This window comes from Bradyrhizobium sp. 2S1 (assembly GCF_011516625.5).
GTDB lineage: Bacteria > Pseudomonadota > Alphaproteobacteria > Rhizobiales > Xanthobacteraceae > Bradyrhizobium > Bradyrhizobium septentrionale.
Map to the genome: position 1 here is coordinate 9,646,485 of NZ_CP147717.1, position 25,348 is coordinate 9,671,832.

Annotated in this window: 22 protein-coding genes and 1 pseudogene; 10 read left to right on the plus strand and 13 right to left on the minus strand. The window is 64.7% G+C overall.

Going from position 1 to position 25,348, the window contains the following annotated elements; all coding sequences use genetic code 11:
• Positions 1-17: 17 nt before the first annotated feature.
• The 3 genes and pseudogenes from HAP54_RS45955 to HAP54_RS45965 form a co-directional block, all read right to left on the minus strand.
• Positions 18-308, minus strand: a pseudogene (locus HAP54_RS45955) (ISAs1 family transposase); the annotation flags it as partial.
• Positions 309-412: 104 nt separating this feature from the next.
• Positions 413-2,452, minus strand: a complete 2,040-nt coding sequence (locus HAP54_RS45960) for a hydantoinase/oxoprolinase family protein (RefSeq protein WP_166307128.1) — start codon at positions 2,450-2,452, stop codon at positions 413-415.
• Between the two features lie 7 nt (positions 2,453-2,459).
• Complete coding sequence (locus HAP54_RS45965) at positions 2,460-4,112, minus strand: hydantoinase B/oxoprolinase family protein (protein ID WP_166297968.1); 1,653 nt, start codon at positions 4,110-4,112, stop codon at positions 2,460-2,462.
• Between the two features lie 268 nt (positions 4,113-4,380).
• On the opposite strand from HAP54_RS45965, the gene HAP54_RS45970 reads away from it, so the two are divergent.
• The 4 genes from HAP54_RS45970 to HAP54_RS45985 are packed head-to-tail and all read left to right on the plus strand — an operon-like array spanning position 4,381 to position 7,604.
• The gene (locus HAP54_RS45970; protein WP_166297969.1) at positions 4,381-4,848 is read left to right on the plus strand and encodes a DUF305 domain-containing protein; all 468 of its coding nucleotides are present in this window, start codon (positions 4,381-4,383) and stop codon (positions 4,846-4,848) included.
• A gap of 13 nt (positions 4,849-4,861) precedes the next feature.
• Positions 4,862-6,319 (plus strand): YncE family protein, encoded by a 1,458-nt coding sequence (locus tag HAP54_RS45975; protein ID WP_166297970.1) that lies wholly within the window; start codon positions 4,862-4,864, stop codon positions 6,317-6,319.
• Positions 6,316-6,843, plus strand: coding sequence for an RNA polymerase sigma factor (locus tag HAP54_RS45980; protein ID WP_166297971.1), 528 nt, complete (start codon positions 6,316-6,318; stop codon positions 6,841-6,843). Before HAP54_RS45975 ends, HAP54_RS45980 begins: the two co-directional genes overlap by 4 nt.
• Positions 6,840-7,604, plus strand: a complete 765-nt coding sequence (locus HAP54_RS45985) for an anti-sigma factor family protein (protein WP_166297972.1) — start codon at positions 6,840-6,842, stop codon at positions 7,602-7,604. Before HAP54_RS45980 ends, HAP54_RS45985 begins: the two co-directional genes overlap by 4 nt.
• 96 nt (positions 7,605-7,700) lie before the next feature.
• Here HAP54_RS45985 and HAP54_RS45990 read toward each other — a convergent pair whose 3' ends face one another.
• From HAP54_RS45990 to HAP54_RS46030, 9 genes are all read right to left on the minus strand, one after another.
• Positions 7,701-8,936: an MFS transporter gene (locus tag HAP54_RS45990; RefSeq protein WP_166307130.1), complete on the minus strand. Its 1,236-nt coding sequence runs from the start codon at positions 8,934-8,936 to the stop codon at positions 7,701-7,703.
• 212 nt (positions 8,937-9,148) lie between these two features.
• Complete coding sequence (locus tag HAP54_RS45995) at positions 9,149-10,252, minus strand: ISAs1 family transposase (RefSeq protein ID WP_166297973.1); 1,104 nt, start codon at positions 10,250-10,252, stop codon at positions 9,149-9,151.
• Between the two features lie 139 nt (positions 10,253-10,391).
• Positions 10,392-11,237 carry a CmcJ/NvfI family oxidoreductase gene (locus HAP54_RS46000; RefSeq protein ID WP_166297974.1) on the minus strand — a complete coding sequence of 282 codons (846 nt, stop codon included), beginning with the start codon at positions 11,235-11,237 and terminating at the stop codon, positions 10,392-10,394.
• A gap of 391 nt (positions 11,238-11,628) precedes the next feature.
• The gene (locus HAP54_RS46005; protein WP_166297975.1) at positions 11,629-12,570 is read right to left on the minus strand and encodes an ABC transporter substrate-binding protein; all 942 of its coding nucleotides are present in this window, start codon (positions 12,568-12,570) and stop codon (positions 11,629-11,631) included.
• Complete coding sequence (locus HAP54_RS46010; protein ID WP_166297976.1) at positions 12,567-13,661, minus strand: LLM class flavin-dependent oxidoreductase; 1,095 nt, start codon at positions 13,659-13,661, stop codon at positions 12,567-12,569. The genes HAP54_RS46005 and HAP54_RS46010 overlap by 4 nt, the downstream gene beginning before the upstream one ends.
• Before the next feature lie 33 nt (positions 13,662-13,694).
• Positions 13,695-14,867 carry an acyl-CoA dehydrogenase family protein gene (locus HAP54_RS46015; protein WP_166297977.1) on the minus strand — a complete coding sequence of 391 codons (1,173 nt, stop codon included), beginning with the start codon at positions 14,865-14,867 and terminating at the stop codon, positions 13,695-13,697.
• Positions 14,861-15,658 (minus strand): ABC transporter ATP-binding protein, encoded by a 798-nt coding sequence (locus tag HAP54_RS46020; protein WP_166297978.1) that lies wholly within the window; start codon positions 15,656-15,658, stop codon positions 14,861-14,863. Before HAP54_RS46020 ends, HAP54_RS46015 begins: the two co-directional genes overlap by 7 nt.
• Positions 15,652-16,674, minus strand: coding sequence for an ABC transporter permease (locus HAP54_RS46025; protein ID WP_166297979.1), 1,023 nt, complete (start codon positions 16,672-16,674; stop codon positions 15,652-15,654). Before HAP54_RS46025 ends, HAP54_RS46020 begins: the two co-directional genes overlap by 7 nt.
• Positions 16,652-17,746: an ABC transporter substrate-binding protein gene (locus HAP54_RS46030; RefSeq protein WP_166297980.1), complete on the minus strand. Its 1,095-nt coding sequence runs from the start codon at positions 17,744-17,746 to the stop codon at positions 16,652-16,654. Before HAP54_RS46030 ends, HAP54_RS46025 begins: the two co-directional genes overlap by 23 nt.
• Between HAP54_RS46030 and HAP54_RS46035 the strand changes: the two genes are divergently transcribed.
• From HAP54_RS46035 to HAP54_RS46045, 3 genes are all read left to right on the plus strand, one after another.
• Positions 17,745-18,041 carry a hypothetical protein gene (locus tag HAP54_RS46035; RefSeq protein ID WP_176422099.1) on the plus strand — a complete coding sequence of 99 codons (297 nt, stop codon included), beginning with the start codon at positions 17,745-17,747 and terminating at the stop codon, positions 18,039-18,041. The genes HAP54_RS46030 and HAP54_RS46035 overlap by 2 nt on opposite strands.
• A gap of 181 nt (positions 18,042-18,222) precedes the next feature.
• Positions 18,223-19,209: an ABC transporter substrate-binding protein gene (locus HAP54_RS46040; protein ID WP_166297981.1), complete on the plus strand. Its 987-nt coding sequence runs from the start codon at positions 18,223-18,225 to the stop codon at positions 19,207-19,209.
• Between the two features lie 331 nt (positions 19,210-19,540).
• Positions 19,541-20,320, plus strand: coding sequence for an SDR family oxidoreductase (locus tag HAP54_RS46045; protein WP_166297982.1), 780 nt, complete (start codon positions 19,541-19,543; stop codon positions 20,318-20,320).
• 163 nt (positions 20,321-20,483) lie between these two features.
• On the opposite strand, the gene HAP54_RS46050 is transcribed toward HAP54_RS46045, so the two are convergent.
• Positions 20,484-20,783, minus strand: a complete 300-nt coding sequence (locus HAP54_RS46050; RefSeq protein WP_021077434.1) for an HU family DNA-binding protein — start codon at positions 20,781-20,783, stop codon at positions 20,484-20,486.
• A 432-nt stretch (positions 20,784-21,215) separates the two neighbouring features.
• Here HAP54_RS46050 and HAP54_RS46055 point away from each other — a divergent pair, with 432 nt between their 5' ends.
• The 3 genes from HAP54_RS46055 (at position 21,216) to HAP54_RS46065 (ending at position 25,348) form a co-directional block, all read left to right on the plus strand.
• The gene (locus HAP54_RS46055) at positions 21,216-22,829 is read left to right on the plus strand and encodes an ABC transporter substrate-binding protein (RefSeq protein ID WP_166297983.1); all 1,614 of its coding nucleotides are present in this window, start codon (positions 21,216-21,218) and stop codon (positions 22,827-22,829) included.
• A gap of 277 nt (positions 22,830-23,106) precedes the next feature.
• Complete coding sequence (locus HAP54_RS46060) at positions 23,107-24,270, plus strand: IS4 family transposase (protein WP_166297984.1); 1,164 nt, start codon at positions 23,107-23,109, stop codon at positions 24,268-24,270.
• 106 nt (positions 24,271-24,376) lie between these two features.
• Positions 24,377-25,348 (plus strand): ABC transporter permease, encoded by a 972-nt coding sequence (locus HAP54_RS46065; RefSeq protein ID WP_166297985.1) that lies wholly within the window; start codon positions 24,377-24,379, stop codon positions 25,346-25,348.

Below are 25,348 nucleotides of genomic sequence, written 5' to 3' on the forward strand. Positions count from 1 at the left end.
CCCCCGCAAGCGCAGGGCTATCGCATATGGCTGAGAACCTGCATGAGGAAGGCCTCGTCCCAGCCTGCGCGTCTGATCTTGAGGTTGATGGACTTGCGATCGGGGTGGGCTCGCAGGATGTTGAGGGCAAGGCGTCGGAGAATGGCGAGATTCTCCGGTGCGTGGTCCTTGCGGGAGCGGTTGCGATCCTCGGCAAAATGGACGTCGAGCACCCAATGCAGCCGGTTCTCAACGGCCCAGTGACTGCGGGTGACGTCAAGCAGCCGCTTGGCAGAGATATATCTGGACAGCAGATAGTAACGTACGACCGTCTTCAGAATCCTTCTTGCCTTCCAACGCAATAGCTAGCCAAAACCCATATGCGATTCCCCTGCCCGCAAGCGGGAGAGGGAGCGCAGTTCCCGCATGGCGATCAGCGCAATGTTATGTCGAGCCAGCCGAGCGGGTTGACCGCGACGCGGTCGCCATCGCCGACCAGAACCGTCGTGGTTTCGGCCTCGATAACAGCCGGGCCGGCCAGCGAATGGCCGGGCTTGAGATCGTCGAGCGCATAGACCGGCACCTCGCGCCAGGCACTGAGCCAGGCCTGCCGCTTGCCGCGCGGCGCGCAGGGCACAGCTGACGTAGCCTGGCCGACATCGCCGCCGCCGCGCGCAACCTTGCCGACCGCAGCGACACGGGCGTTGACGAACACCACCTCCTGCCCGCGCGAGGCATAGGTGTAGAGTTCCTCGTGGCGGCGATGGAAGCGCTCCTCGATCTGCGCCACAAGGTCGGCGGCGCCGAGATCGAGGTCGCCGAGCGGCACGTCGATTTCGAACACCTGCTCGCCATAGCGCACCTCGGCCGAGCGCTCGATTGCGATATCGCCCTTGAACCAGTCGCGCAGCCGGCCGGCCGCCTGCTCTTCCAGCCCCGCGAACAGCGCCCGCACCTCGCCGGCGGAAATCCGCCCCGCGCCGTAGTGGGTGCGGCTGACCTCGTAACGCAGATCGCTGGTCAGCATGCCCCAGGCCGACAGCACCGAAGCAACCGTCGGCACGATGATGCGCTTGATCTCGAGCTCACGCGCGACCTCGGCGGCGTGCATCCCGGCGGCGCCGCCAAAGCTCAAGAGCGCGAAGCGCCTCGGATCGACGCCACGGCGCAGCGTCATCAGGCGGATGCCGTCGGCCATCTTCAGATTGATCATCTTGTAGATGCCGGCGGCGGCCTCGATCCGCGACAGCTCCAGCGCTTCGGCGATCCGATCGACGGCCGCTTCCGAAGCCGCGCGATCGAGCGGGCGCGCGCCGCCCATGAAGGCGGCGGCATCGAGATAGCCGAGCACGACATTGGCGTCGGTGACGGTGGCAGCTAGGCCGCCATTGCCGTAGCAGGCCGGCCCCGGAACCGAGCCTGCGCTCTCCGGCCCGACCCGCAGCGTGCGGCTGCCGTCGACACCGGCGATCGAGCCGCCGCCGGCCGCGATGCTGGCGATGTCGAGGCTGCGCAGCGCGATGCGCTGACCCGCCAGCATGCCTTCGGCCGACAGCGAGGCCTCGCCGTCTGCGATCAACGAAATGTCGGTCGAGGTGCCGCCCATGTCGAACGGCACGAGGTCGGGAATCCCAAGCATCTCCGCGCAGCGGCGGCTGCCGGAGATGCCGCCGGCCGGGCCCGACAGCACGGTGCCCGCAGCGAGCCGCGAGGCCTCTTCCACCGGCGCCATGCCGCCATGCGACAGCACTACGAACAGCGAGCCGGCAAAACCGGCCTCATGCAGGCTGCGCTCGAGATTGGTGAGATAGCGCCGTACCGTCGGCTCGACATAGGCATTCACGATCGTGGTCGAGACGCGCTCATATTCCTTGATCTGCGGCAGCACGTCGCTGGAGCGCGACACGCTGACATCGGGCAGCTCGCTGGCGAGCCGCTCGACCGCAGCGAGCTCATGCGCCGGGTTGAGATAAGCGTGCAGGAAGCAGACCGCGACCGAGTTCGCGTCCGATCGCTTCACCTCGGCGATGACATCGCCGAGGGCTGCGGCATCCAGCGCAACCGCGGCACTGCCGTCGGCCTTCAGCCGCTCGCGCACGCCAAAGCGGCGCTCGCGCGGCACCAGCGGCTCGGGCGGCGGCGTACGCAGATCATAGCGATCCGGCTTCAGCCCTTCGCGCATCTCGACGACGTCGCGATGGCCCTCGGTGGTCAACAGCGCAACCCTGGCGCCCTTGCGTTCCAGCAGCGCGTTGGTCGCAACCGTCGTGCCATGCACCAGGCGATCGGTCGCGGCCAGCATCGCCGCGCGCGTCACGCCGAGCCGACGCGCCAGCTCTTCCAGTCCCGCCATGACGCCGATCGACTGATCGGCCGGCGTGGACGGTGATTTCGCGAAAACGGTGCGTCCCGTTTGATCCGTGGCAACCAGGTCGGTGTAGGTGCCGCCGACGTCAACCCCAATCGTATACATCACTTGCCTATACCGCCTTCGAAACCAGACCCTGCGCGACGTCGCGCGCCCGCGCCTCCGCCGATCGCTTCTCTGATGGCCCCCAGCCGCCGCCACCGGACGAGCGGACCTCAAGGCAATCGCCGGGACGCAGCTCGATGCCGACCTCCTTGGTCTTCAGGACGCGCGGCGCGCGGCCATCCGACAAGAGACGATAATGATGCGGCTCGCCGTCCTTGCCGCCGAGCATGCCACAGGGACCGTGACGCGCGCCGTCGCCGGCGGTGTTGCCCTTGGCCGGCTTTGCCGTCTCCAGCACCATGTCGAGCGCGACGCCGAGCCCGCCGCGATGCTGGCCGTCGCCGCCGGAGTCCGGCCGGAATTCGTGCTGGCGGAAATGCAGGGGAAAGCGCACCTCGGCGACCTCGATGCTGCCGAACTTCAGGCCGCCGACCGAGTGCCACTCGCCGATCGAGGAATAGCCGTCGCCGCCGGGCGATGCGCCGCCGCCGGGCCGCGCCTGGAACATGTGCCAGATGAAGTTGCGCCCGTTACGCGGGTCTTCGCCCTGGATCGCGATGCGGAATCTCCGGCCCCAGCCGCCCATCACGCGGTCCGGACAGGAGGCCGACATCGCCTTGATGATCGCTTCGACGATCTCATTGGAGGGATGGCTGGTGCATAAGGTCACGGGACGGCCGGGATCGGCCCACACGATCGTGCCCTGCTTCGCCACCACCTTGAGCGGCCGCAGCGCGCCGGTGTTCTTGGGGATGTCGGCATCGATCAGATAGGCAAAGGCCATCGCGACCGCGGCCTGCATGTTGGCGTGCGAGGAGTTCACGAAACTGGTCGATTGCGGATCGGAGCCGGTGAGATCGACCTCGATGTCACTGCCCTTCTTGGTCACCTTGGCCGCGATCTTGATGTCGGTGCGGCCGTGGCCATCGTCGTCGAGCAGCGCCTCACCGTAGAACACTCCGTCCTTCCAGGAGGACACCACGGCGCGGGTCTGCTGCTCGGTGGCGTCGAGAATAGCCTCGATCGCGGCCTCGACCGTCTCGGCGCCGAACTCGCTGAACAGCTTTGACACGCGACGCTCGCCGAGATGCGCGGCACCCAGCATCGCGGCGAGGTCGCCGCGGAATTCCCGGGGGTTGCGGATGTTCAGCGCCAGCAGGTCGAGCAGATCCTCGCGCGGCTTGCCGGCCTCGTAGAGCTTGATCGGCGGAATGCGAATGCCTTCCTGATAGATCTCGGTGGCGGCCGGATTGTAGGCGCCGTGGGTGGCGCCGCCGATGTCGCTCTGATGCGCGCGCACGATGGTCCAGAGCAGCCGCTTACCGCCGTCGAACACCGGCACGAAGGCGGTGAGATCAGGCAGATGGCTGCCGCCCTGATAGGGATCGTTGAGCAGGATGACATCGCCCGGCGCGACGTCCTTGAAGCGTTCCTCGACCGCGAGTGTCGCCCACGGCAACGCGCCGACATGCACCGGGATGTGATCGGCCTGTGCGATCAGCCGACCGCCAGTGTCGCAGATCGCCAGCGAGAAATCGCGGCTGGAATTGAGGATCTGCGAATAGGAGGTGCGAAGCATGGCTTCGCCCATCTCCTTCACGATCGACGACAGGCGGTGCTGGACGACGGAGCGTGTGATTGGATCGATCTTGGCGGACATCTTGGCCCTTGTTGGCGCTGGGGGCTTGCGCAGGGAGGATCGGGGAACCCGGCCGGCCGGAACCGGAATTCCTTCTTATAGCCAGCGGCTTGCCGATCGCAAACCGGCCGGCTCGGTCGCAGCGGGTCAATCCGTCGATCAGCAAGTCGTGATCGAGAAGAAACCACCGGGCGACGGAATAGAACTCACGCTGCTGCGTCCCACCCATGCGAGCCGGCCCCGCGGCCGGACCGCTCGGGCTTCCCCGACAACCCCAGGGTAAACGTAGATGCTTCCTCGATCCTTCAGATCCGCTCTCGCGCCGCTCGGCGCGTCCGTCCTGCTCGCCTTTGTCGCCGCCGCGGCGTTCGCGCAAGACGCCCATCATCCGGCCCAGGCTGCGCAGTCGACTGAGGAGAGCGCCTTCCTCGCGGAAAACGATGCCGCGATGACCAAGATGATGAATGACATGGCCGCCAAGCCGAGCGGCGATATCGATCGCGACTTTGTTGCGATGATGACGCCGCATCATCACGGCGCGATCGACATGGCCGTGATCGAGCTCCGCTACGGCAAGAACGAGCAACTGCGCCGGATCGCGCAGGAGATCATCGTCGAGCAGCAGCAGGAGATCGACGCCATGAAACTTGCGATCGGTGACCCGGTGACGGCATCCGCGCCCGCGCCGACACAACCGAGCCCGGCGCCCGCCGCGGCTCACGATCACATGAACATGTCCCACGGAATGAAGAACTAGGAGTTTTCGAACGATGAACCGTCAAGTCCTGAAGTGCCTGCTGGCCACGACCGTGCTGGCGATATCAAGCTCCGCCTTCGCCGGACAGGCGCCGGGCGCGGCATCCTCGCCCGACATTGCGATCAGCCATCACGACCGCGTCTATGCCGCCGAGCAGTTCTCGAACACGGTGTCGGTCACAGACCCGGTCGACAACAAGCTGCTCGGCGTGATCCGGCTCGGCGATCCGCAGCCCGGCAATTTCAGCCCGCTCTACAAAGGACAGGTGCTGGTTCACGGCATGGGCTACTCACCCGATCATCAAACCCTTGCGGTGGTGTCGATCGGCTCCAACTCGGTGACCTTCATCGACACAGCAACCAACACGGTCAAGCACACCACTTACGTCGGGCGCTCGCCGCACGAGGCCTTCTTCACGCCCGATGGCAACGAAGTCTGGGTCACGGTGCGCGGCGAGAACTACATCTCGGTGATCGACGCAAAGACGTTCAAGGAAACGATGCGGATCGAGGTGCCGGCCGGACCGGGCATGCAGATCTTCTCGCCGGACGGCAAGTACGGCTACATCTGCTCGTCGTTCAATCCGGAGACCGACGTGGTCTCGGTGGCCGATCACCAGATCGTGGCGAAGGTGAAGCAGGAAAGCCCGTTCTGCCCGAACATCGCGGCCACCCCAGATGGCGAGCAGGTGTGGTTCACGCTGAAGGATACCGGCAGGACGCAGGTGTTCAACGCCAAGCCGCCGTTCAATCCGATCAAGACCATCGAGACCGGCCCGATCACCAATCACGTCAATTTCGCGAAGACCTCCAAAGGCACCTTCGCCTATGTGACCATCGGCGGCACCAACCAGGTCAAGGTGTTTCGAACCGACGACTTCTCCGAGGTCGCGACCATTCCCGTGGGCAATCTCCCGCATGGCGTCTGGCCGTCCGGCGACGGCACAAGGATCTATGTTGGTCTCGAGAATGCCGATGCGTTGGCCGCGATCGACACCGCGACCAACAAGGTGATCGCCAACATCCCGATCGGCCAGGCACCCCAGGCGATCGCCTATGTGCCGAACGCCGCGCCGAATCCGGATGACCGCCAGAACCTGCAGGCGCTCGGCATCGCCGGCCAGGCCGCCCACCTCGCACTCGCGCCGAAGAAGAACGCCAAGGGCGACAAGCCACCGACCAGCGTCTCGCTGTTCGACCAGGGGCTGATCCAGGTGCTGCAGGCATCGGTCACCGGGCTCGAACCCAAGCAGCACTACGTGCTAGGATTGGCCGACCATGGCGATGGCACGGGATCGGTGGAGCCCCTGGCAGCCTTCATGACCAATCCCGCCGGCTCCGCCATCGTCAACGTCACCGGACCGATCCGCCAGATCGTGCAGAGCGCAGCCAAGGCCGAACGACGCTATCTCGTCATCACGTCAGGCGAACCGGCCAAGGTCGGCGCAGTCATCCAGGTGCAAACGCCATGAACGACATGCTGCGCCTGGTCGAGCCGCTGATACCCGCTTTGCGGCGGTATGCGCGGGCCCTGGTCCGCGATCACGCCGCGGCCGACGACCTCGTGCAGGACTGCCTCGAACGCGCCGTCATTCACTGGGAGCAGCGGCGGTCGGACAATCCGCGCCCGTGGCTGTTCGCGATCCTGCATAATCTCGCCATCAACCAGTTTCGCCGCGCAACGGGGCGCGGCGTCCATGTCGCGATCGACGAAACCAACGAGGATACATTCGGTCAGGAGGCGGAACAGGAGCATAAGGTGATGTATCGCGATGTCATGGCGAAGCTCGCGAGGCTTCCGCATGACCAGCGTGCAGTGCTGCTGCTCGTCGGCGTCGAGGACTTGTCCTATGCCGACGCCGCCAAGGTGCTGGGTGTGCCCATCGGCACGGTGATGTCGCGCCTGGCGCGCGCCCGCGAGCGGCTGCATCACGAGCTGGAGGGAACGTCAGGCCATCCGGAACATAATGTCGTGCAATTGCGGAACAGGACATGAGCAATCGACCCATTACCGAAGACGATCTGCACGCCTATGTGGATCGCGCGCTCGAACCGGAGCGCGAGGCCGAAGTCGGCGCCTATCTGGAGAAGCATCCTGATGTGGCCAGGCGAATAGAAGCCTACTCCGGTGAGCGTAACCTTTTGCGATCGGCATTGCTGCCGATTGCCGAGGAGCCGCTGCCGCCGCAGCTCAACCTCGCCAGGATGATCGAGAGCCGGCGCCGCCGTCCCTCGTCATGGCGCTGGGCCATCGCGGCCATGCTGATGATCTCGATCGGCGGCCTCGGCGGCTGGGTGATCCGTGGCGCGACACTGGCGCCAGCCGGCGGGATTGCAGCGCTCGCTGAGGAAGCGAGCGATTCCTACAAGGTGTACGCCTCCGATCGCACGCGGCCGGTCGAACTGCGCGACAGCGCCGAGCTTGTGCAATGGGTCTCCAACCGGTTGCGTCAGCCGGTCAAGCTGCCGGACCTGACGAAGTCGGGCTATCGCTTCATGGGCGGACGCGTGGTGCCGACCGCGCACGGCCCTGCGGCGATGTTCATGTATGACGACGATCGCGGCGACCGGCTTGTGGTCCTGACCCGTCCGATGACGTCAGACAAGAACGCAGCGATGGCCCCGCATTCGGGCGGTGACGTGGCCGGCCTGTCCTGGGCTGACGATGGCACCGGCTACAGCCTCGTGGGGCCGCGCGGGCTCGATGCCTTGAAGCCGCTTGCCGACGAAATCCGCAAGCAGGCGCAGACGATCTAAAGCGTTTTCGAGCGAAGTGGACACCGGTTCGCGTGAAGAAAACGCGTCAAAACAAAAAACCAGAGCATCGGTCCTGATTCAATCAGAACCGATGCTCTAGGCCCTGGTGTAGATCAGGAACAACACGATCCCGATCACCAGCGCGCCCGCAATGAACAGCAGCACCGCCGGCAATCCGAACAGCGCCGCGACGCCGGCGGTGCTCGATTGCAGCAGCGCCGCGCCGAGGAAGAAGGCGAGATTGACCGACGACAGCGCCTTGCCGGTGTTCTGGGCGTCAACCAGTTGCCGCGTCATGCCGTAGATCAGCGGCTGCGCCGAGGTCGCGAGCCCGATCAGGATCAGCAGCACCAGATCATATTGCGACGGCATCACGGCAACGCCGAGCAGGTTGGAGAGCGGAAAATGCGGCGCGCCGGCCGCCATAAGCACGAGCAGCAGCGCGGCAACGGCATGCGTTGATGCCACCATGGCGCGGCGGTGCCCGAACTTGCGATCGAAGGCGCCGATGCAGGCCGGTCCAACGATCATCGCCAGCGTGAACAGGCCGAGCACATTGCCGGCCTCGATGCGGCTCAACCCCTTCACATCCATCAGCCACGGCCCGCCCCACAAGCCGCGCAGCACCAGCGAGGCGCCGAGCGAGACCAGCGATAACGCGATCAATCCGCGCAGGCCGCGCGACAGGCCGAGCCGTAGCACCTCGGCCATCTGCTGCAGCGGCGAGGAATCGTCCGCATGCGCTGCCGGCTGCCGCGGCACCAGCGCGAACACCGCGATCAGCACCGCAATGCCGAAACCGGCCGAAACCCAGAAGCCGGCGCGCCAGCCGAACTGATCGACCACGAAGGCCAGCGGGCTCGCCGACAACAGCATGCCGATATTGCCGATCGAGAGGATCAGGCCGGACCACAGGCCGAACTTCGCCGCCGACATCTGCTTGGCCGCAAGCGTCATCGGGCACATCAGCATGCCCGAGGTGGCGACGCCGAGCATCAGTTGTCCGAACACGAAGCTCGCGGGACCCATCGCAATCGCCGAGACCAGCGTTCCGACCACGGTACCGGCAAGCAGGCTGAGCGAGACCGGCCGCACGCCAAAACGGTCCATCGCGGCGCCGACCGGGATTTGCGAGGCAGCAAAGGAGAAATGATAGATCGAGGTGAGGCTCGCCAGCGCCTGCGGCGAGGTGCTGAAATCCCGTGCCATCAGATCGAGGCTGATCGCCGGGATCGTGCGCAGCAGCGTCGACAGCATGTGGCCGGAGGCCAACGCCAGAAGCGCAAGAACCAGGGCGCGGAAACCGATCCCCGCCTCTTCCTTCGTCACCACGCCATCCACGAATCGCCTCTTCCCCGAGCGCTTTCGGGAGGGCGTAACATTATTGGATGCAAGGTGCCAACTTTTGAGGCAGCCCAACTTTACCTCTCCCGCTTGCGGGGGAGGTCACATCGCATCGCCAGATGCGATGTGGGTGGGGGCTCTCTCCACCGAACGACTCGCGGAGAGAGCCCCCACCCCAACCCTCCCCCGCAAGCGCAGGGCTATCGCATATGGCTGAGGGCTGCCATGAGGAAGGCATTGTCCCAGCCGGCGCGCTTAATTTTGCGCCGCAGGGAGGCTGGATCCGGGTGAGTTCGCAGGATGTTGAGGGCGAGCCTGCGCAGAATGGCAAGGTTCTCGGGCGCATGGTCGCAGCGTGAGCGGTTGCTATCCTCGGCAAAATGGACGTCGAGCACCCAATGGAGTTGGTTCTCGATGCCCCAATGGCTGCGAGTGACGTGGAGCAGCCGCTTGGGAGCGATGTATTTGGACAGGAGATAGTGACGCACGACAGGCGCATCGGCGCGCTGCTTCCGCAGGCGTCTGCGCGAGGTGATGCGCCCTATCGCGGCGGCCCCTGGGAAGCCATAGAGGTCCGCCAAACTGGTATTGCGCATGACTGTGGCACGTCGCACTTCGCGTCGATCGTGGGTGGAAGGGTCGATCTGCTCGGCTGTGCTGCGCTTGCCCGATCGCGCAAATTGTTGGGTCACCGCGGTGAACAAGCGCCCGCGGTTGGCCTTGATCGCCAGAACATAGTCGCCGCCGCGCTCGCGCACCGTAGCCGCAAAGGCGCGGGTACAATGCAGCGCATCGGCGGTAACGATGCAGCCTTCCAGCGACAGAAGGTCCAGTACCTCCAGAGCGCCCGCCGTCTCGTTGCGACCAGATGCCTTTTGCTGAGCCAAGGCCATGCGGGCATCCACCGCAAAGACGTTGACCATGTGCAGCGGGGTGGCCTTGCCGCCGCGTTCGTAGGCCCCGCGCAGGGCCTTGCCGTCAACCGCCACGACCCCAGTCAGCTTGATGCGGTTGGCCTTGGCAAAGGCCGCCATGAAGCGACGAAATGCGCACTCAAAGGCCTGCGGTTTGAGCAGGCGGAACACCCGACTGAATGTATCGTGGCTTGGGATGCCATGCTCCAGGCGAAGAAAGAGCCGCAACAGCTCCTCCTTCGACTGCCCGAAGTCCGCCATGTCCGAGCACGACTCCGCCCCGCACAGCATCGCCGCCAGTGCGATGAACAGCACTTCCAACAGATCGTGCCTGGCATTGTCCGCGCGCGGGTCCGGCAACCGCCGAAAGGCCGTCTTGAACTTCTTCATCCGACCCCCTCCTTAATCCGGGAGTCGTCTTCAGAATCGGTGTTGCCTTACAATGCAATAGCCAGCGAAACCCCATATGCGATTCCCCTGCCCGCAAGCGGGAGAGGGAGCGCACCTAGCTCGCGGTTACACTTCGCCCTTACTGCTTATGGAACACCAGCGTGCGCAGCTCGATGCTCTCACGCGGCGCGGCATCCGCCGGCGTGGTCGGATCGACAAACGCCGTGTGCGGCCCAAAGCGGGTGCGGCCGTCGGTCGCCGAGTCGTAGCATTTCAGCAAGATCGCCTCGTCCGGCGTCATCTCGGGAATGTAGAACCAGCGATGGTTCGGATTGTACTTCACCGAATAGGTCTCGCCGCTGCGGTTCGGATAGATCAGGTCGGAGGCGATCAGATCCTCTGGCGCCACCGTGGCGCCGTCGGCCATCGCGAGCGGTGAATCGCGCAGCGGGCCACGGATCGGACGCCACAGATTGATCACCTGGACGCGGCCATTGACGAGCTCGTTGGCTTCATTGGGCAGATGCTCGAAGACGCGGTTGCGGCCGGAGATCGCGGTCTGGTCGACATGGACGCGGGTCGCGGGCTGGCGCGGTCCGCCGCCGCGGATATCAGCTGCACCCTCGACGCGCTTGCGCACAGTATGGTCGAAGATGAAGACGCGGTCCGCCTTCAGCGTCGCCTTCAGGAAGGCTTCGACGGCGGGGTAGTAGACGTTGCGGACTTCGTTGTCGTCGTAATAGTCCTTCACGCTGGTCGGATGCTTGACCAGCGCAAAGCCCTCGCGGTCGAGCGAGAAACTGTCGGCAATCAGGCGCCCGTCAAAGATCGGAACATTGTGGGCTTCGGGCAGCGCGGTGGATTTGGGCTCGCCGGGCGGCGGATCGAAAGCGTAGGTCCGGGGCTTGCCCGGCGTCGGCGCGAGATAGTTCAGTTCAGCGGTCACAAACGGCAGCGACTCGATGCGAGTTTGTTGAAGGCCCATGGTGATCTCCCGGACTCGATTGTTCGTCCGTTTGATCTTGGCAGCGCCGGTGGGTGCGGCAAGGCCGGGGCGAAAATAGCAATGTTGCGGTTTTGGAAGGCGCCGAATGGGGAAAATCCTTATCGGGCAGATGCCGCCCGACGAATGGATACTTTGGGATCACGGTTTCGTTAGCGGAGGTATCTGCTCACGGGGAGCGAGCGTGTAGCGAAACGGCGGCAGGCATCTCACCACGTCGTCCTGAGGTGCGAGCGCAGCGAGCCTCGAAGGATGCGTGGCCCCCGTCCGTGGCCGCCGACCCTTCGAGACGCCGCTTCGCGGCTCCTCAGGGTGACGGAACAGTCTGCGTCGCAAATTGTGCGTGATCACGCGTACCGCCTGTGCGGCCGCGCTATAGCCCAGCGCCCTTCTCCACCGCCGCGGCGAACGAGCGGTCGACGATGTCGGCGGCGCTGACCTTCTGCCGGATCAGGCCCCAGCGGTCGTAGAGGTCGATGGTCTTCTGCTCGTCGGCCACCACGCCGTCGTCGATCGGCGCGATGCGGATTTTTGCCCGCGTCAGCCAATTCAGCGGCACTGCGGGCGGAATGTTCATCAACTTGCCCCAGGTCGCCGCGTACCCCTCGATATTGGTCTGCGACCAGGCCCGCGCGGCCGCGAGGCGACGCACGAAATCCTCGAGCTCGGCGCGCTTGTTATTGATCGCATCCGGCGTTGCGACCTGGAAGCCGAGGCCGGGCGTGATGCCGTCGGCCGTGATGACGCGGCGCGACTTGAACAGCACCTCCTCCTGGCTGACATAGGGCTCCCAGGTCGACCAGGCGTCGACCGAACCCTGCGTATAGGCGACCTTGGCGTCCGACGGCGCGAGGAACACGATCTGCACGTCGCTCGCCTGCCAGCCCTTGGATTCCAGCGCCGCCAGGATCAGCTGATGGCCGATCGAGCCGCGGCCGGTTGCGATCTTCTTGCCGCGCAGATCGTCAAAACTCTTGATCGCAGAATTCTCCGGCACCACGATCGCGAGCCCGTCGCGCGACTGCCTGACAGCCGCGATCGCCTTGACCGGAATTTTCGCGGCGGCGGCAAAGGTGAACGGCGCATCGCCGACCAGGCCGGTGTCGATCGCACCCGCCCCGAGCGCCTCCAGCAGCGGCGCCGCCGCGGCGAACTCCTTCCATTCGATCTTGTAGGGAACGTCCTTCAATACGCCGGCTGCTTCCATCACGGCCTGTGAATTGCCCTTCTGGTCGCCGACGCGCAGCGTGGTCTGCGCGAAGGCCGCGTCGATGGCGGCGAGCGCAAGCGCCGCCGCGACAATGAGACGGATCATTCGGCGGCGATCCCACGTTGCTGGTCGCGGGCTTCGATCAGCTTGCGGGTCAGCCGGATCAGCTCGCGGCCGTAGTCGATGGCATCGACCAGCGGATCAAAGCCGCGGATCAGGAAGTGGCTGACGCCGAGGTCGTAATAGTCGGCGAACACCTCGGCGACCTGCTCGGGCGTGCCGACCAGCGCGGTGGTGTTGCTGTTGGCGCCGGTGAGCTTTGCGATCTCGGTCCACAGCCGCTTGTCGATCCGGGTGCCCTGATCGGCGAGCGCCAGCAGCCGCTTGGCGCCATCGGTCGCGTGATTGGGGCGGCGGTAGCCGGTCTGGTCCTGCAGCGCGGTGGCGCGCTCGAGGATGTGCTCCGCCTTCACCCACGCCTTCTCCTCGGTGTCGGCCAGGATCGGCCGCACCGACAGGCTGAAGCGCGGCGTCGGCCGGCCATGTCTGGCCGCAGCAGTGCGCACCCGCGCGGTGACGTCGCGCACCTGGGCATAGGATTCGCCCCACAGCGCGAAGGTATCGGCGTGCTTGCCCGCGACCTCGACTGCGGCGTCCGAGCCGCCGCCGACGAAGGTGTAGATGCCGCCCTTCTGCAACGGCTTCACCTGTGAAAAGCCGTTCTCGACGTTGTAGTACTTGCCGCTGTAGTTGAACGGCTTCTCACTGGTCCATTCCAGCCGCACCACGTCGAGGAATTCGCTGGTCCGGGCGTAGCGCTCGTCCTTGTCGTCGAGCGTGTTGCCGTCCTGGCGCAGCTCGATGGCGTTGCCGCCGGTGATGACGTGCAGCGAGACGCGGCCGCCATAGAACTGGTCCAGCGTCGCGAGCTGGCGTGCCAAGAGCGTCGGCGCGGTAAAGCCCGGGCGTTGCGCGATCATCACCTTCAACTGCTTGGTGATGGTCAGGACATGCTGCGCGACCTGCAGCGCGTCGGGCGTCGTCGAGTGGAACGCCAGCAGCGCGCGATCGAAGCCGGCGAGCTCATGGGCCTTGGCGACCGTCTCGATATAGGGCGGATCGAGCACCGGGCCGGAGCGGACGATGGTCTCGGAGGCATTGTTGTTGGTGATGAAGCCGATGAACTCGACCGGCATGACGGGGAACTCCGTTGTTGTTGGCTGTTGTTTTCAGACGCCCAGCACGAAGCGTCCGGCGGAGACACGGGTGGCATCGTCTTGCGGGGTATGGACGCGGCCGCACAGCACGTCACGGTAATGCCGCTCCAGCGGATTGGTTCGCGACAGGCCGTGATTGCTGGTCAGCGACAAGGCATCCTCCACCACTGCTGCGGCGTTATTGGTTACCGTCAGCTTGATGATGTTAGACTCGATCGCGGAGAGCTGGAAGCCGTTATCGAAATCGGCGGCAAAGCTGTCGATCAGGCGGGCATTGACCGCAAGCCGCGCCTCGATCCCGCCGACGACCTCCTGCATGCGCGGCAATGTCGCCAGCGGCGCGCCGAGATTAGCGGGCACCCGCTCCCTGAGGAATTTGACCAGCCAGTCGCGGGCCGCACGGGCGATGCCGTCATAGATCGCGGCGACGAAGATCGCGTGCACGGTCGCATGAGTGACGTCAGGAACCTTCCAGTCGTCGGGCTTGCGGACGTCGATCTCGTAATCCAGCGGAAACACCACGTCGTCGAAGATCACGGTATGGCTGCCGCTGGCGCGCAGGCCGAGATGATCCCAGCTTTCCTCGATCCGCGTTCCGGGAAGCCCGGCGGGAACCAGAAACAGTCCGACACGGGTTTCCGGCTCGTCGGTCTTCGCCCAGACCGAATACCATTTCAGGATCGGCGCACCGGTCGAATAGATCTTGCGGCCGGTCAGCCGCCAGCCAGTTTCGGTGCGGCGCGCCGTCGTCGCCGGCAGGCCGCCGCGCGCGGGCGAGCCGAGCTCGGGCTCGACGCGCAACGCGTTGATCAGCGCCACGCCCTCGACCGTCTCCCTGGCGAGCTTGCGCGACAGCCGTCCCGGCCAGCGCGTGCTGCGCGCCATCACCAGATGCTGGATGTAATGCATCGACAGCACCAACGCGGTCGACGGGTCGGCCTTGCCGATGATGCCGAGCACGCGGATGGCGTCGCGGGCGCCCGCCCCGCCGCCGCCGAGCGCCGCGGGCACGGTCAACGCCAGCAGGCCTTCGCGCGAAAGGTCAACGAAATTCTCGAACGGGAAGCTGGCGTCACGATCATGCGCGGGCGCACGCGCGGCAAACACCTCGGCGAGCCGCAACGCGCGCGCGATATGCTCCGGCTCGTTCGCCGGCAGCAACTCCCTCGCCGCTGTCGTCACCATGTCGCCTCCAGCCCGAGCAGGCCGAGGATCTGCTTGCGCAGCTCGGCCAGATAAGGATCGCCGCGATGCCGCGGATACGGCCGAGCGACAGCGATATCGGCCTTGATCCGCGCCGGCCGGTCGGAAAGCACGATGACGCGGTTGGCGAGCACCAGCGCCTCCTCGACATCATGGGTGACCAGCAGCGTGGTGAAGCCCTTGCGCTGCCACAGCGCCACCAGCTCGGACTGCATCGCGATCCGCGTCAGCGAGTCGAGCTTGCCGAGCGGCTCGTCGAGCACCAGGATCTTCGGATCGTTAACCAGCGCGCGTGCCAGCGCCACGCGCTGTGCCATGCCGCCGGAGAGCTGATGCGGATAGGCGTTGCGGAACGACGACAGGCCGACCAGCTCGATCACGGCATCGACCCGGTGCCGTTGCGCCTTCAGGATGCCCTGCGCCTCAAGTCCGAGCGCCACATTGTCCCAGACCGAGCGCCACGGAAACAGCGTCGGATCCTGGAACACGACGACGCGTGACGGATGCGGGCCGGTGATGCGAGCTTCATCCTCACGCAGCGTGCCGCTGCGCGGCTTCTCGAGCCCTGCCACCAGCCGCAGCAACGTCGACTTGCCACAGCCGGACGGACCGAGCAGCGCGACGAACTCGCCCGGCGCGATCGCAAGATTGACATTGTCGAGCACCGGCAGCGTCGCGCCATCGATGTCGAAGGCATGGCTGACACCTTCGATGTCGAGCTCGGCGCCAACGGCGGGATAGGTGATCGCCTCGGTGACGGATTGCACTACCATTTGACGACGCCTTTCTGCCAGACCAGCAGGCGATCACGGGTGCGGAACAACAGCGTGATCGCGCCGGAGCAGAGCAGCGACATCACGATCAGCGCGGCATACATGTTGGAATACGCCGCCCAGCCCTGCGCCCATTGCAGGTACCAGCCGAGCCCGGCCTTGACGCCGATCATCTCGGCGACAACGAGCACGGCAAAGGACGAGCCGAGCCCCATGAACAGGCCGACGAACACGTGCGGCAGCGCCGCAGGGATCGCGACCTTCAGCACCAGGAACGACGGCTTGGCGCCGAGCGTGCGGGCGACGTCGTAATAGGCACTGCTGACGCTCGCCACGCCCGACCAGGTCAGCACCGTCACCGGGAAGCCTGTGGCAAGCGCGATCAGGAAGGTCGAGGCACTCCAGCTCGACGGGAAGGTGAAGAAGGCGATCGGCAGCCAGGCGGTCGCCGGCAGCGGACCGATGAAGCGCAGCACCGGATGCACCCAGTAGCCGATCCTCTCGGACCAACCGATCGAGACGCCGGTGATAAAGCCGACCGTCGCGCCGATGACGTAGCCGCCGAGCTGTAGCTTGATCGAGGCGAACACGCTGTCGAGCAGTTTTGGCAGATCGTCGGTATAGACTTCCAGGATCGACTGCGGCGGCGGGAAGAACGGCAGCGGCAGCCAGGCGAATTTCGCGGTGGCGACCTCCCACAGCGTCACGAACGCGCCGAAGGCCACCAGCCATGGCGCTCGCTTGCGCAACGCCTGCCCGGCGCTGCCGAGATAATCGGCGGCAAATGTGCCGAACAGGATGAAGGCCGCGATGACGATCGCGCCGATGCCGAGCGACGAGGTCCGCGACCAGTCGCCGACATCAGGCCAATACAGGCACGACAGGCCGAAGGCGAGCCAGACGAGGCTCGCCGCGAGCCCGACGCCATAGCTGCCGGAGAGGTTCGAGAACGTGACCGCGGCGCGCGGCGCGGCCGCGGCCGCGGCCGTCGTATCAGACACTGAATACGTCGACATAGATCCGCTCCGCGAATTTGGCCGTGTCGGTGCTCTGCTTGAACACCTGCACCGATTTCAAATCGTCGGCGTAGCCCTTGAGCTCGCGCTTCAGCACCTCGCCGGTCGGGTGATGGTGATGGGTGTGGTAGCGCGCCATCGCCTCGAGATCGGCGAGGCTCGCCGCCTTCGGCGCGTAAGGCTGGAACGATTTTGCCGCCTTGTCCGGGTTCTGCGAGGTGAACATCGCGGCATCGAGCAGCGCCTGAGTAATGGCGCGCGCGACGTGGGGCTCTTCCCGTACCAAACTGCCGCGCAGGCCGACAATGCAGCAGCTCTTGTCACGGTATTCGCCGTCGAGGTTGGAGGCGACCTCCTTGTACTGCGCATCCTTCAGCCAGAGATAGGCCAGCGGATCGGACGACAGGAAGGCCTGTACCTCGCCCTTCTCGACCGCGACATTGAGCAGGTTGCCGGGATAGGCGCGCCAGTCGACATCCTTGACCGGGTCGATCCCGAGCTTGGAAAGCTGGATCGAGAAGAAGTTCTTGTCGGGCCCGGCGAGATCGCCGACGGCGACGATCTTGCCCTTGAGATCGGCGAGCTTGTCGACGCCGGAACTGGTGCGGGTCAGGACGCGCATGCAGCCGCCATGGGTGCCGGCGGCGATCTTGACGTCAAAGCCCTGCTCCAAGGGCTTCAGCCAGCGCAGCGCCATGCCGAGGCCGGCGTCGCTCTTGCCGGTGGCGATCGCCTCCAGCAGCTGGTCGGTCGAGCCGGAATAGTTGACGAGCTCGACGTCGAGGTTCCGCCTCTGGAAAAAGCCATGGTCGATCGCGACCGGCAGCGGCGCGAGGCAGACCGCGCCGGCGTTCCAGGACAGCTTCAGCTTGCGCGGCGCGCCTGATAGCGGCGGCGCATCGGAGGCGGTCTTGCAGATCGGGAATTCCGAGAAGTCGATCGCCGGCGTGATTGCCCGCGGCGCGAAGGCCTGCGCGCTATAGGCGCCGATCGGCGCGGCAAAGGCCGCGGCAGCACCTGCACGCAGCAATGTGCGGCGATCCATCACCGTCTTCTTGTTGTCGACAGACATGTTCACTCCTGCATTTCGGCAAGGCTCCGCCCCGCGCGCAAAACGTCGTCGTCTGCGCGCCCCGTCGTTCGAAGCTCATGGCTTTAGAAAAAGCGGATTTCTCCGGCGCTATTGCACTCAAAGCAACGCGCAAATGATGCGGCGCGACAAGTTCATCGTCAATGAAATGGAATTTCGAATGTTGTCGGCGCGGCAGCTGATATCTCCACGATCGCATCGCGCAACGATGAAAGGATTTTGCCGTTATCGCGACGCGCGACATGCGGCGTCGTCACCGCGACTGCATCAAATTTGAGCGTTTTGCGGGCGCATGCGCGATGTCTTCTACGCGCGGCACGCTTGACGAGATCATCCTTGCCGTGCGGGCGACGAATTCAGATTTCCGTTTCGTTGACGACGAACGGCTTGCTCATAGACTCGATCAAACGCTGCCGCGCGTTCCGCCGCGCAGCGAATGCATCGGAAAGAAAAGTCATATGCGCAAACTGACCCGCTCGGGCCCTTCTTCTACCTTCACCCGCCGCACCGCGGCCGCGCTGTTCGCGGCGGCGATCACGTTGTCCACATCGGCAGCGGCGTTCGCGACTGACGCGATCGTGCTGCGGGTCGGCGACCAGAAGGGTGGCAACCGCTCGCTGCTCGAGATCTCCGGCCTCGCCAAGGATTTGCCCTACAAGATCGAGTGGTCGGAATTTCCGGCAGCTGCCCCGATCCTGGAGGCGATCAATGCCGGCGCGCTCGACGTCGGCTACACCGGCGACCTGTCGTTCCTCACGGTCTATGCGTCGGGTGCGCCGATCAAGGCGATCGGCGGCACGCGCTCCGACGCGCGGACGCAGGCCATCCTGGTGCGCGGGGATTCGCCGATCAAGACGGCGGCCGATCTGAAGGGCAAGCGGCTCGCCGGCACGCGGGGCGGCTGGGGCCAGTTCCTGATCAATGCGACATTGGAAAAGGCCGGTAGCAGGATCGAGGACGCGACCTTCGCGCCGCTCGGGCCGGTCGACGCCAAGATCGCGCTGCTCGCCGGCTCGATCGATGCATGGGCGGTGTGGGAGCCCTACATCTCCTACGCGACGCTGAAGGACAACGCGCGGGTCGTCGCCGACGGCGAGGGACTGACGCCGACCATCACCTTCATCGTCGCCTCCGACACCGCGATCGCCACCAAGCGCGCGGCGGTGCAGGATCTGGTGCAGCGGCTCAACAAGGCGCGGCTGTGGTCGCTCGATCATGTCGCGGAATACGCAAAGAACACGGCCGAGCTGACCAAATTGCCGGAGGACGTGCTGCTCGCCGCCTACACCGCGCAGAAGACGTCGCCGATCGCAATCGACGAGGCCGTGGTGAAGGAAGTGCAGGCCGCATCCGATCGCGCCACACGCTACGGCATCATCGGCAAGACGCTCGACGTCAGCAAGGCCGTCGACCGCAGCTTCACGGCGGGCGCCAATTCGAACTAGGGCGTGCCTGAACCAGCACACTTTTTCTTCACCTCCCCTTGAAAAGGGGAGGTCGGTTTGCGCAGCAAACCGGGTGGGGATCCTGCCTCCGCAGACGCCAGCATCCGTGGCGAGCAACCCCCACCCCGCCCTCCCCCTTTCAGGGGGAGGGAGTCTAGGCGGCGGTGCTCACCTCACGGAGTGCCTCACCGCGCCCACAATGGAGACATCCGATGTCCGGCCCGCTCCATCTCGCACTAATCGTCACGGCACACCTGCTCTGCATGACCTTGTTGGTCGCATTGTCGGTTTGATAGCGTTCTCCCCGGGATCATGCCCAGGGAGAACAACAATGAACCTATCAATGAAACACCGCGTCGCCGTGGTCACCGGCGGCAGCAAGGGCATCGGCATCGCGGTGGCGCGGCGGTTTGCGGAATCCGGCGCCAAGGTCGCGATCCTCGCCCGCGGCGCCGCCGATCTCGCCGCGGCGCGCGAGGCTCTTGCCAAGGACGGCCTCGTGGTACGCGATTACGTCTGCGACGTCGCGAAGGCGGCCGACATCACCAAAGCCCATGACCAGATCGTCGCCGATCTCGGCAATATCGACGTGCTGGTCAACAATGCCGGCACGGCACGCACGCTGGCCTTCGAGAGCATCAGCGACGAGGCCTGGCAGGAGGACCTCGACCTGAAGCTGTTCGCCGCGATCCGATTCAGCCGGCTGGTCTGGGGCGGCATGAAGCAGCGCAAATGGGGCCGCATCATCAACGTGCTCAACACCTTCGCCAAGGCGCCGGCCGGCAATTCCGCGCCGACCTCGGTGTCGCGCGCCGCCGGCATGGCGTTGACCAAGGTCATGGCCAACGAAGGCGGCGAGCACAACATCCTGGTGAATGCGCTCCTGGTCGGCCTGATCATGAGCGATCAATGGGTCAAGCGGCATGCCGCCCAGGCGCCGGACACGGATTTCGGAGAGTTCGCCAAGGGCCTTGCCAAGGGCACGCCGCTCGGCCGCATCGGCACGGCAGAGGAGTTCGCCAACCTCGCCTGCTTCCTGGCCTCGGAGCAAGGCTCCTACATCACCGGTACCGCCATCAATGTCGATGGTGGCCGATCGCCGGTGGTCTAGAGCTCCGGTTCCGGTTCAATCAGAACCGAAGCTCCAGATTTTGCTTTGGCGCGTTTTCTTCACGCGAACCGGTGTCCACTTCGCTCGAAAACGCAGCTGGCAACCTACGGCAGGAAGCGACGGCTCAAAAGCAAAAGGCCTCCGTCACCGGAGGCCTTTCATCTTAAACCGCGTCCTTGGCGGCCTTGACCGGCCGTGCGCGGACGATCTTCCGGGCCGGCTTGGCCTTGAACATCATCTCTTCGCCGGTGAAGGGGTTGGTGCCCTTGCGCGCCTTGGTCGCAGGCTTCTTGACCACAACGAACTTCGCGAAGCCGGGGACGAGGAATACCCCGGCCTTCTTCAGCTCCTTGTGGCCGACATCGACAAGCGAGTCCAAGACGTTCTTGACGTCGCGCTTGGAGAGTTCGGTGGTGGTCGCGATCTTCTCGATCACTTGCGACTTCGACAATTGGGTAGCCATGGTTGCTCCATTGATTCTGGAATGGGCACGATATGGCGGAAAACGCCGAGAAAAACAGTGTTTTCTGCACTCCCCACAGCAATATCGCTGTGGACAGCCCCCGAATCAGGGATTTTTCCAGTGTTTTTTCAAGTCAAGGTGCTTCCGACCCCTAAAATTACAGGGTTTGCGCGGCTTCGGGGCTCCCGAAACAGGCCCCCGAGAGAATCACCGCACACATCATGAAGCGTCCGGGAGCGACAATGCGGCGCGCAATTCGGGTTGCGACGCGCTGCGACACGCCACTTCAGGTTTCGGAAATGATCCTCCAAAAGGGCGAGGCATTAGAAAATGACTCGGGTTCCCATTCCATCGTAACATCGTCAAAGGCCGCCACGACCGACCAGCTGGCCGGCCGATACAAGCCTTTATGTAAGTTCTGGAGACCCGCGTATGGATTTGACCCGCCTTGAGATCAATCGCCGCACGGCACTGCTGACCTCGGCCGCGATTGCGGCCAATGTCATCAATCCGATGCGGGCATTCGCGCAGGAAACACCGCGCAAGGGCGGCGTGTTCAACGTCCATTACGGCGCAGAGCAGCGCCAGCTCAACCCGAGCATCCAGGCTTCGACCGGCGTCTACATCATCGGCGGCAAGATTCAGGAGAATCTGGTCGACCTCGACGCCCAGGGACAGCCGGTCGGCGTGCTCGCCGAGAGCTGGGAGGCGGCACCTGATGGCAAGACCGTCACCTTCAAGCTGCGCAAGGGCGTCACCTGGCACGACGGCAAGCCGTTCACCTCGGAAGACGTCGCGTTCACCGCGATGAACATGTGGAAGAAGATCCTCAATTACGGATCGACGCTGCAGCTCTTCCTCACCGCGGTCGATACGCCCGACCCGCAGACCGCGATCTTCCGCTACGAGCGGCCGATGCCGCTGAACCTCCTGCTCCGCGCCCTGCCCGACCTCGGCTATGTCTCCGCCAAGCATCTTTATGAGAGTGGCGACATCAGGCAGAACCCGACCAACCTGGCGCCGGTCGGCACCGGCCCGTTCAAATTCGTCAAATATGAGCGCGGGCAATATATCATCGCCGACCGCAATCCGGACTACTGGCGGCCGAATGCGCCGTATCTCGACCGCATCGTCTGGAAGGTGATCACCGACCGCGCCGCCGCGGCCGCGCAGATGGAGGCCGGCGAGTTGCACTACAGCCCGTTCTCGGGGCTGACGATCTCGGACATGGCGCGGCTCGGCAAGGACAAGCGCTTCATTGTCTCGACCAAGGGCAATGAGGGCAACGCGCGCACCAACACCATCGAGTTCAACTTCCGCCGCAAGGAGCTGTCCGACATCCGTGTCCGCCGCGCCATCGCGCACGCGGTCAACGTGCCGTTCTTCATCGACAATTTCCTCGGCGATTTCGCCAAGCTCGGCACCGGCCCGATCCCCTCGACCTCGACCGACTTCTATCCCGGCCCCAACACGCCGCAATACGCCTACGACAAGGCCAAGGCGATCGCGCTGCTCGACGAGGCCGGCTTCAAGGCCTCCGTCGGCAACCGCTTCTCGCTCAAATTGCTGCCGGCGCCATGGGGCGAGGACATCTCGCTGTGGTCGACCTTCATCCAGCAGTCGCTGGGAGAAGTCGGCATCCAGGTCGACATCGTGCGCAACGACGGCGGCGGCTTCCTCAAGCAGGTCTATGACGAGCACGCCTTCGATCTCGCGACCGGCTGGCACCAGTACCGCAACGACCCCGCGGTCTCGACCACGGTGTGGTACCGCTCCGGCCAGCCCAAGGGCGCGCCGTGGACCAACCAGTGGGGCTGGGAGGACAAGACCGTCGACAAGACCATCGACGATGCCGCGACCGAAGTCGATCCGGCCAAGCGCAAGGCGCTCTATGCCGACTTCGTCAAGGAGGTGAACACCGAGCTGCCGGTCTGGATGCCGATCGAGCAGATCTTCGTCACCGTGATCACGGCCAAGGCGCGCAACCACTCCAACACGCCGCGCTGGGGCTCGGCGAGCTGGCACGATCTTTGGCTCAGTGCCTGAGGCCACTTCCGGCTAGGCGGGGCACCCACTGCCCACTTCTCCCTCTCCCCGTTCTTCACGGGGAGAGGGTCAGGGTGAGGGGCTCTCTCCGCCGGATTAATCTACGATAGACCTGTACCCCCTCACCCGGATCGCATTTCGCTTCGCTGCATGCGATCCGACCTCTCCCCGCAAGCGGCAGGGCTGTCCGGGGAATGATTCACTGTGTCGCGGTGCATGCTCGGCAAAACCGAGGCAAATCGGTCTTTTCTGGTTGTCGAGACACAGAAGGCCGAGCATGCGATTTCACGATAGCATTTTTAGTAGGCTGCTTGAACCGATCAATCGGCGGCAGTTTCAGACGGCTGTGGATCGTCTGGACGGGGATGCCTACGACAAGTCGTTCAAGAGCTGGGATCACCTGGTAGCGCTGATCTATGCGCAGTTGAGCGGGAACAACAGCCTGCGCGCCGTGGTGACCGGCTTCAACGCCAATCCTCAGCATCACTATCATCTGGGCACCGGCAGGTTGTCCCGCTCGACGCTGTCGGATGCCAATACCCGCCGCCCGTCCAGCATTTTTGCGCAAACCTTTGCACGATTGTCGGCGATGGCAAGCCGGCAGTTGCGGGGCGAAGGCAAGGAGATGGTGCGCCTGATCGACGCCAGTCCGATCCCGCTTGGCAAAGTTTGCACCTGGGCGGTGTGGAACGGCCGCATCCGCGGCATGAAGCTGCACGTGGTCTACGATCCCAAGGGCGATATCCCGAAGTGCGTCGAGGTGACGGCTGCCAACGTCAACGATATCGAGATCGGTCGCCAGACTCCGATCCAGGCCGGCACAACCTACGTGTTCGACAAGGGATATTGCCGTTTCGACTGGTGGCAGAAGATCAATGATAGCAAGGCTTTCTTCGTGACCCGGCCGAAGACGAGCATCCGGCTACGCGCGGTCAGGCATCGCACCATCCGCAACAGCAAGGGGGACGGCTTCAGGATCATCGTCGACGACGAGGTGAAGCTCACCAGTAAGGGCGACTCGCGTTTGCCGATACCGCTGCGGCGCATCAAGGTCAGGCGGGAGAACGGCGGCGTGATCACGCTTCTCACCAACGATACGACCCGAACGGCCGTCGAGATCGCCGCCCTCTACAAGAGCCGGTGGCAGATCGAACTGCTGTTCCGCTGGATCAAGCAGCACCTCGACATCCGCAAGTTCCTCGGCACCAACGACAATGCAATCCGCCTGCAAGTGCTTGCTGCGATGATTGCCTACCTACTGTTGCGCATTGCCGCGCGGACCAACTGCATCAAAATGCTGCCGCTCAGGCTCGCCGAACTCGTCAGCCAGTTCCTGTTCACCCGGCGAGCCTTCGCCAGCATCGACAAGCCTCCGCCAATCAACCCTAGCCGCCGCAAATGCAGAACGCCCCTCAACCAGATGGAACTCTGCTATGGTTGAATTTCCCCGGACAGCCCTGCGCAAGCGGGGCGAGGTAAGCGAGAGGCCAGAGCCCAATCCGACGCGCCCCCGTGTCCACTTCGTTCGAAATCGTTATAGATAGCCGATGCGTATCCTGAGCCTTGCGGGGCGGCGGCTTGCCGCCTCGATCCCGACCCTGATCCTGATCGGCGTGTTCCTGCTGTTGCAGCTGGCGCCGGGCGACACCGTCGATGCGCTGATGGCGCAGATGGGCGGCGGCGATGCCGCGACTGCAAAGGAATTGCGCAAGTTCTACGGGCTCGACCTCTCGGTGCCGGCGCAGCTCGCCAACTATCTGTGGCGGCTGGTGCGGCTCGATCTCGGCTTCTCCTCGATCTACGGCAAGCCGGTGGCGACCGTGATCCTGGAACGGCTGCCGCCGACCATCCTGCTGATGACAGCGTCGCTGTCGTTCGCGTTCTTCTTCGGCCTGCTGTTCGGCGTGATCGCCGCGCGTGGCGTCAACCGCTGGCCGGATACCATGCTCTCCACCCTCGGCCTGATCTTCTACGCCACCCCCTCCTTCTGGTTCGGGCTGATGGCGATCGTGGTGTTCTCGGTCTATCTGCAATGGCTGCCATCCGGCGGCTTCCAGGATATCGGCACGGTGCAGACCGGAATCCGGGGCGTGCTCGATATCGCCGCCCATCTGGTGCTGCCGACGCTGACGCTCGGGCTGATCTTCCTCGCGATCTATCTGCGCATCATGCGGGCCTCGATGCTGGAGGTGCTGAACCTCGATTTCGTCCGCACCGCCCGCGCCAAGGGGCTCGACGAGACACATGTCATCACCCGCCACGTGCTGCGCAACGCGTTGCTGCCGATGGTGACGCTGATCGGACTGCAGGCCGGCACCATGCTCGGCGGCTCGGTCGTGGTGGAGAGCGTGTTCTCTTTGCCCGGCCTTGGCCGGCTTGCCTATGAATCGGTGGTGCAGCGCGACCTCAACACCCTGCTCGGCATCGTCTTCGTGTCCGCGCTGCTCGTCATCGTCGTGAACTTCGTCGTCGACCTGCTCTACGCGCGGCTCGATCCGCGCATCGCGGCGGAGGGCTGA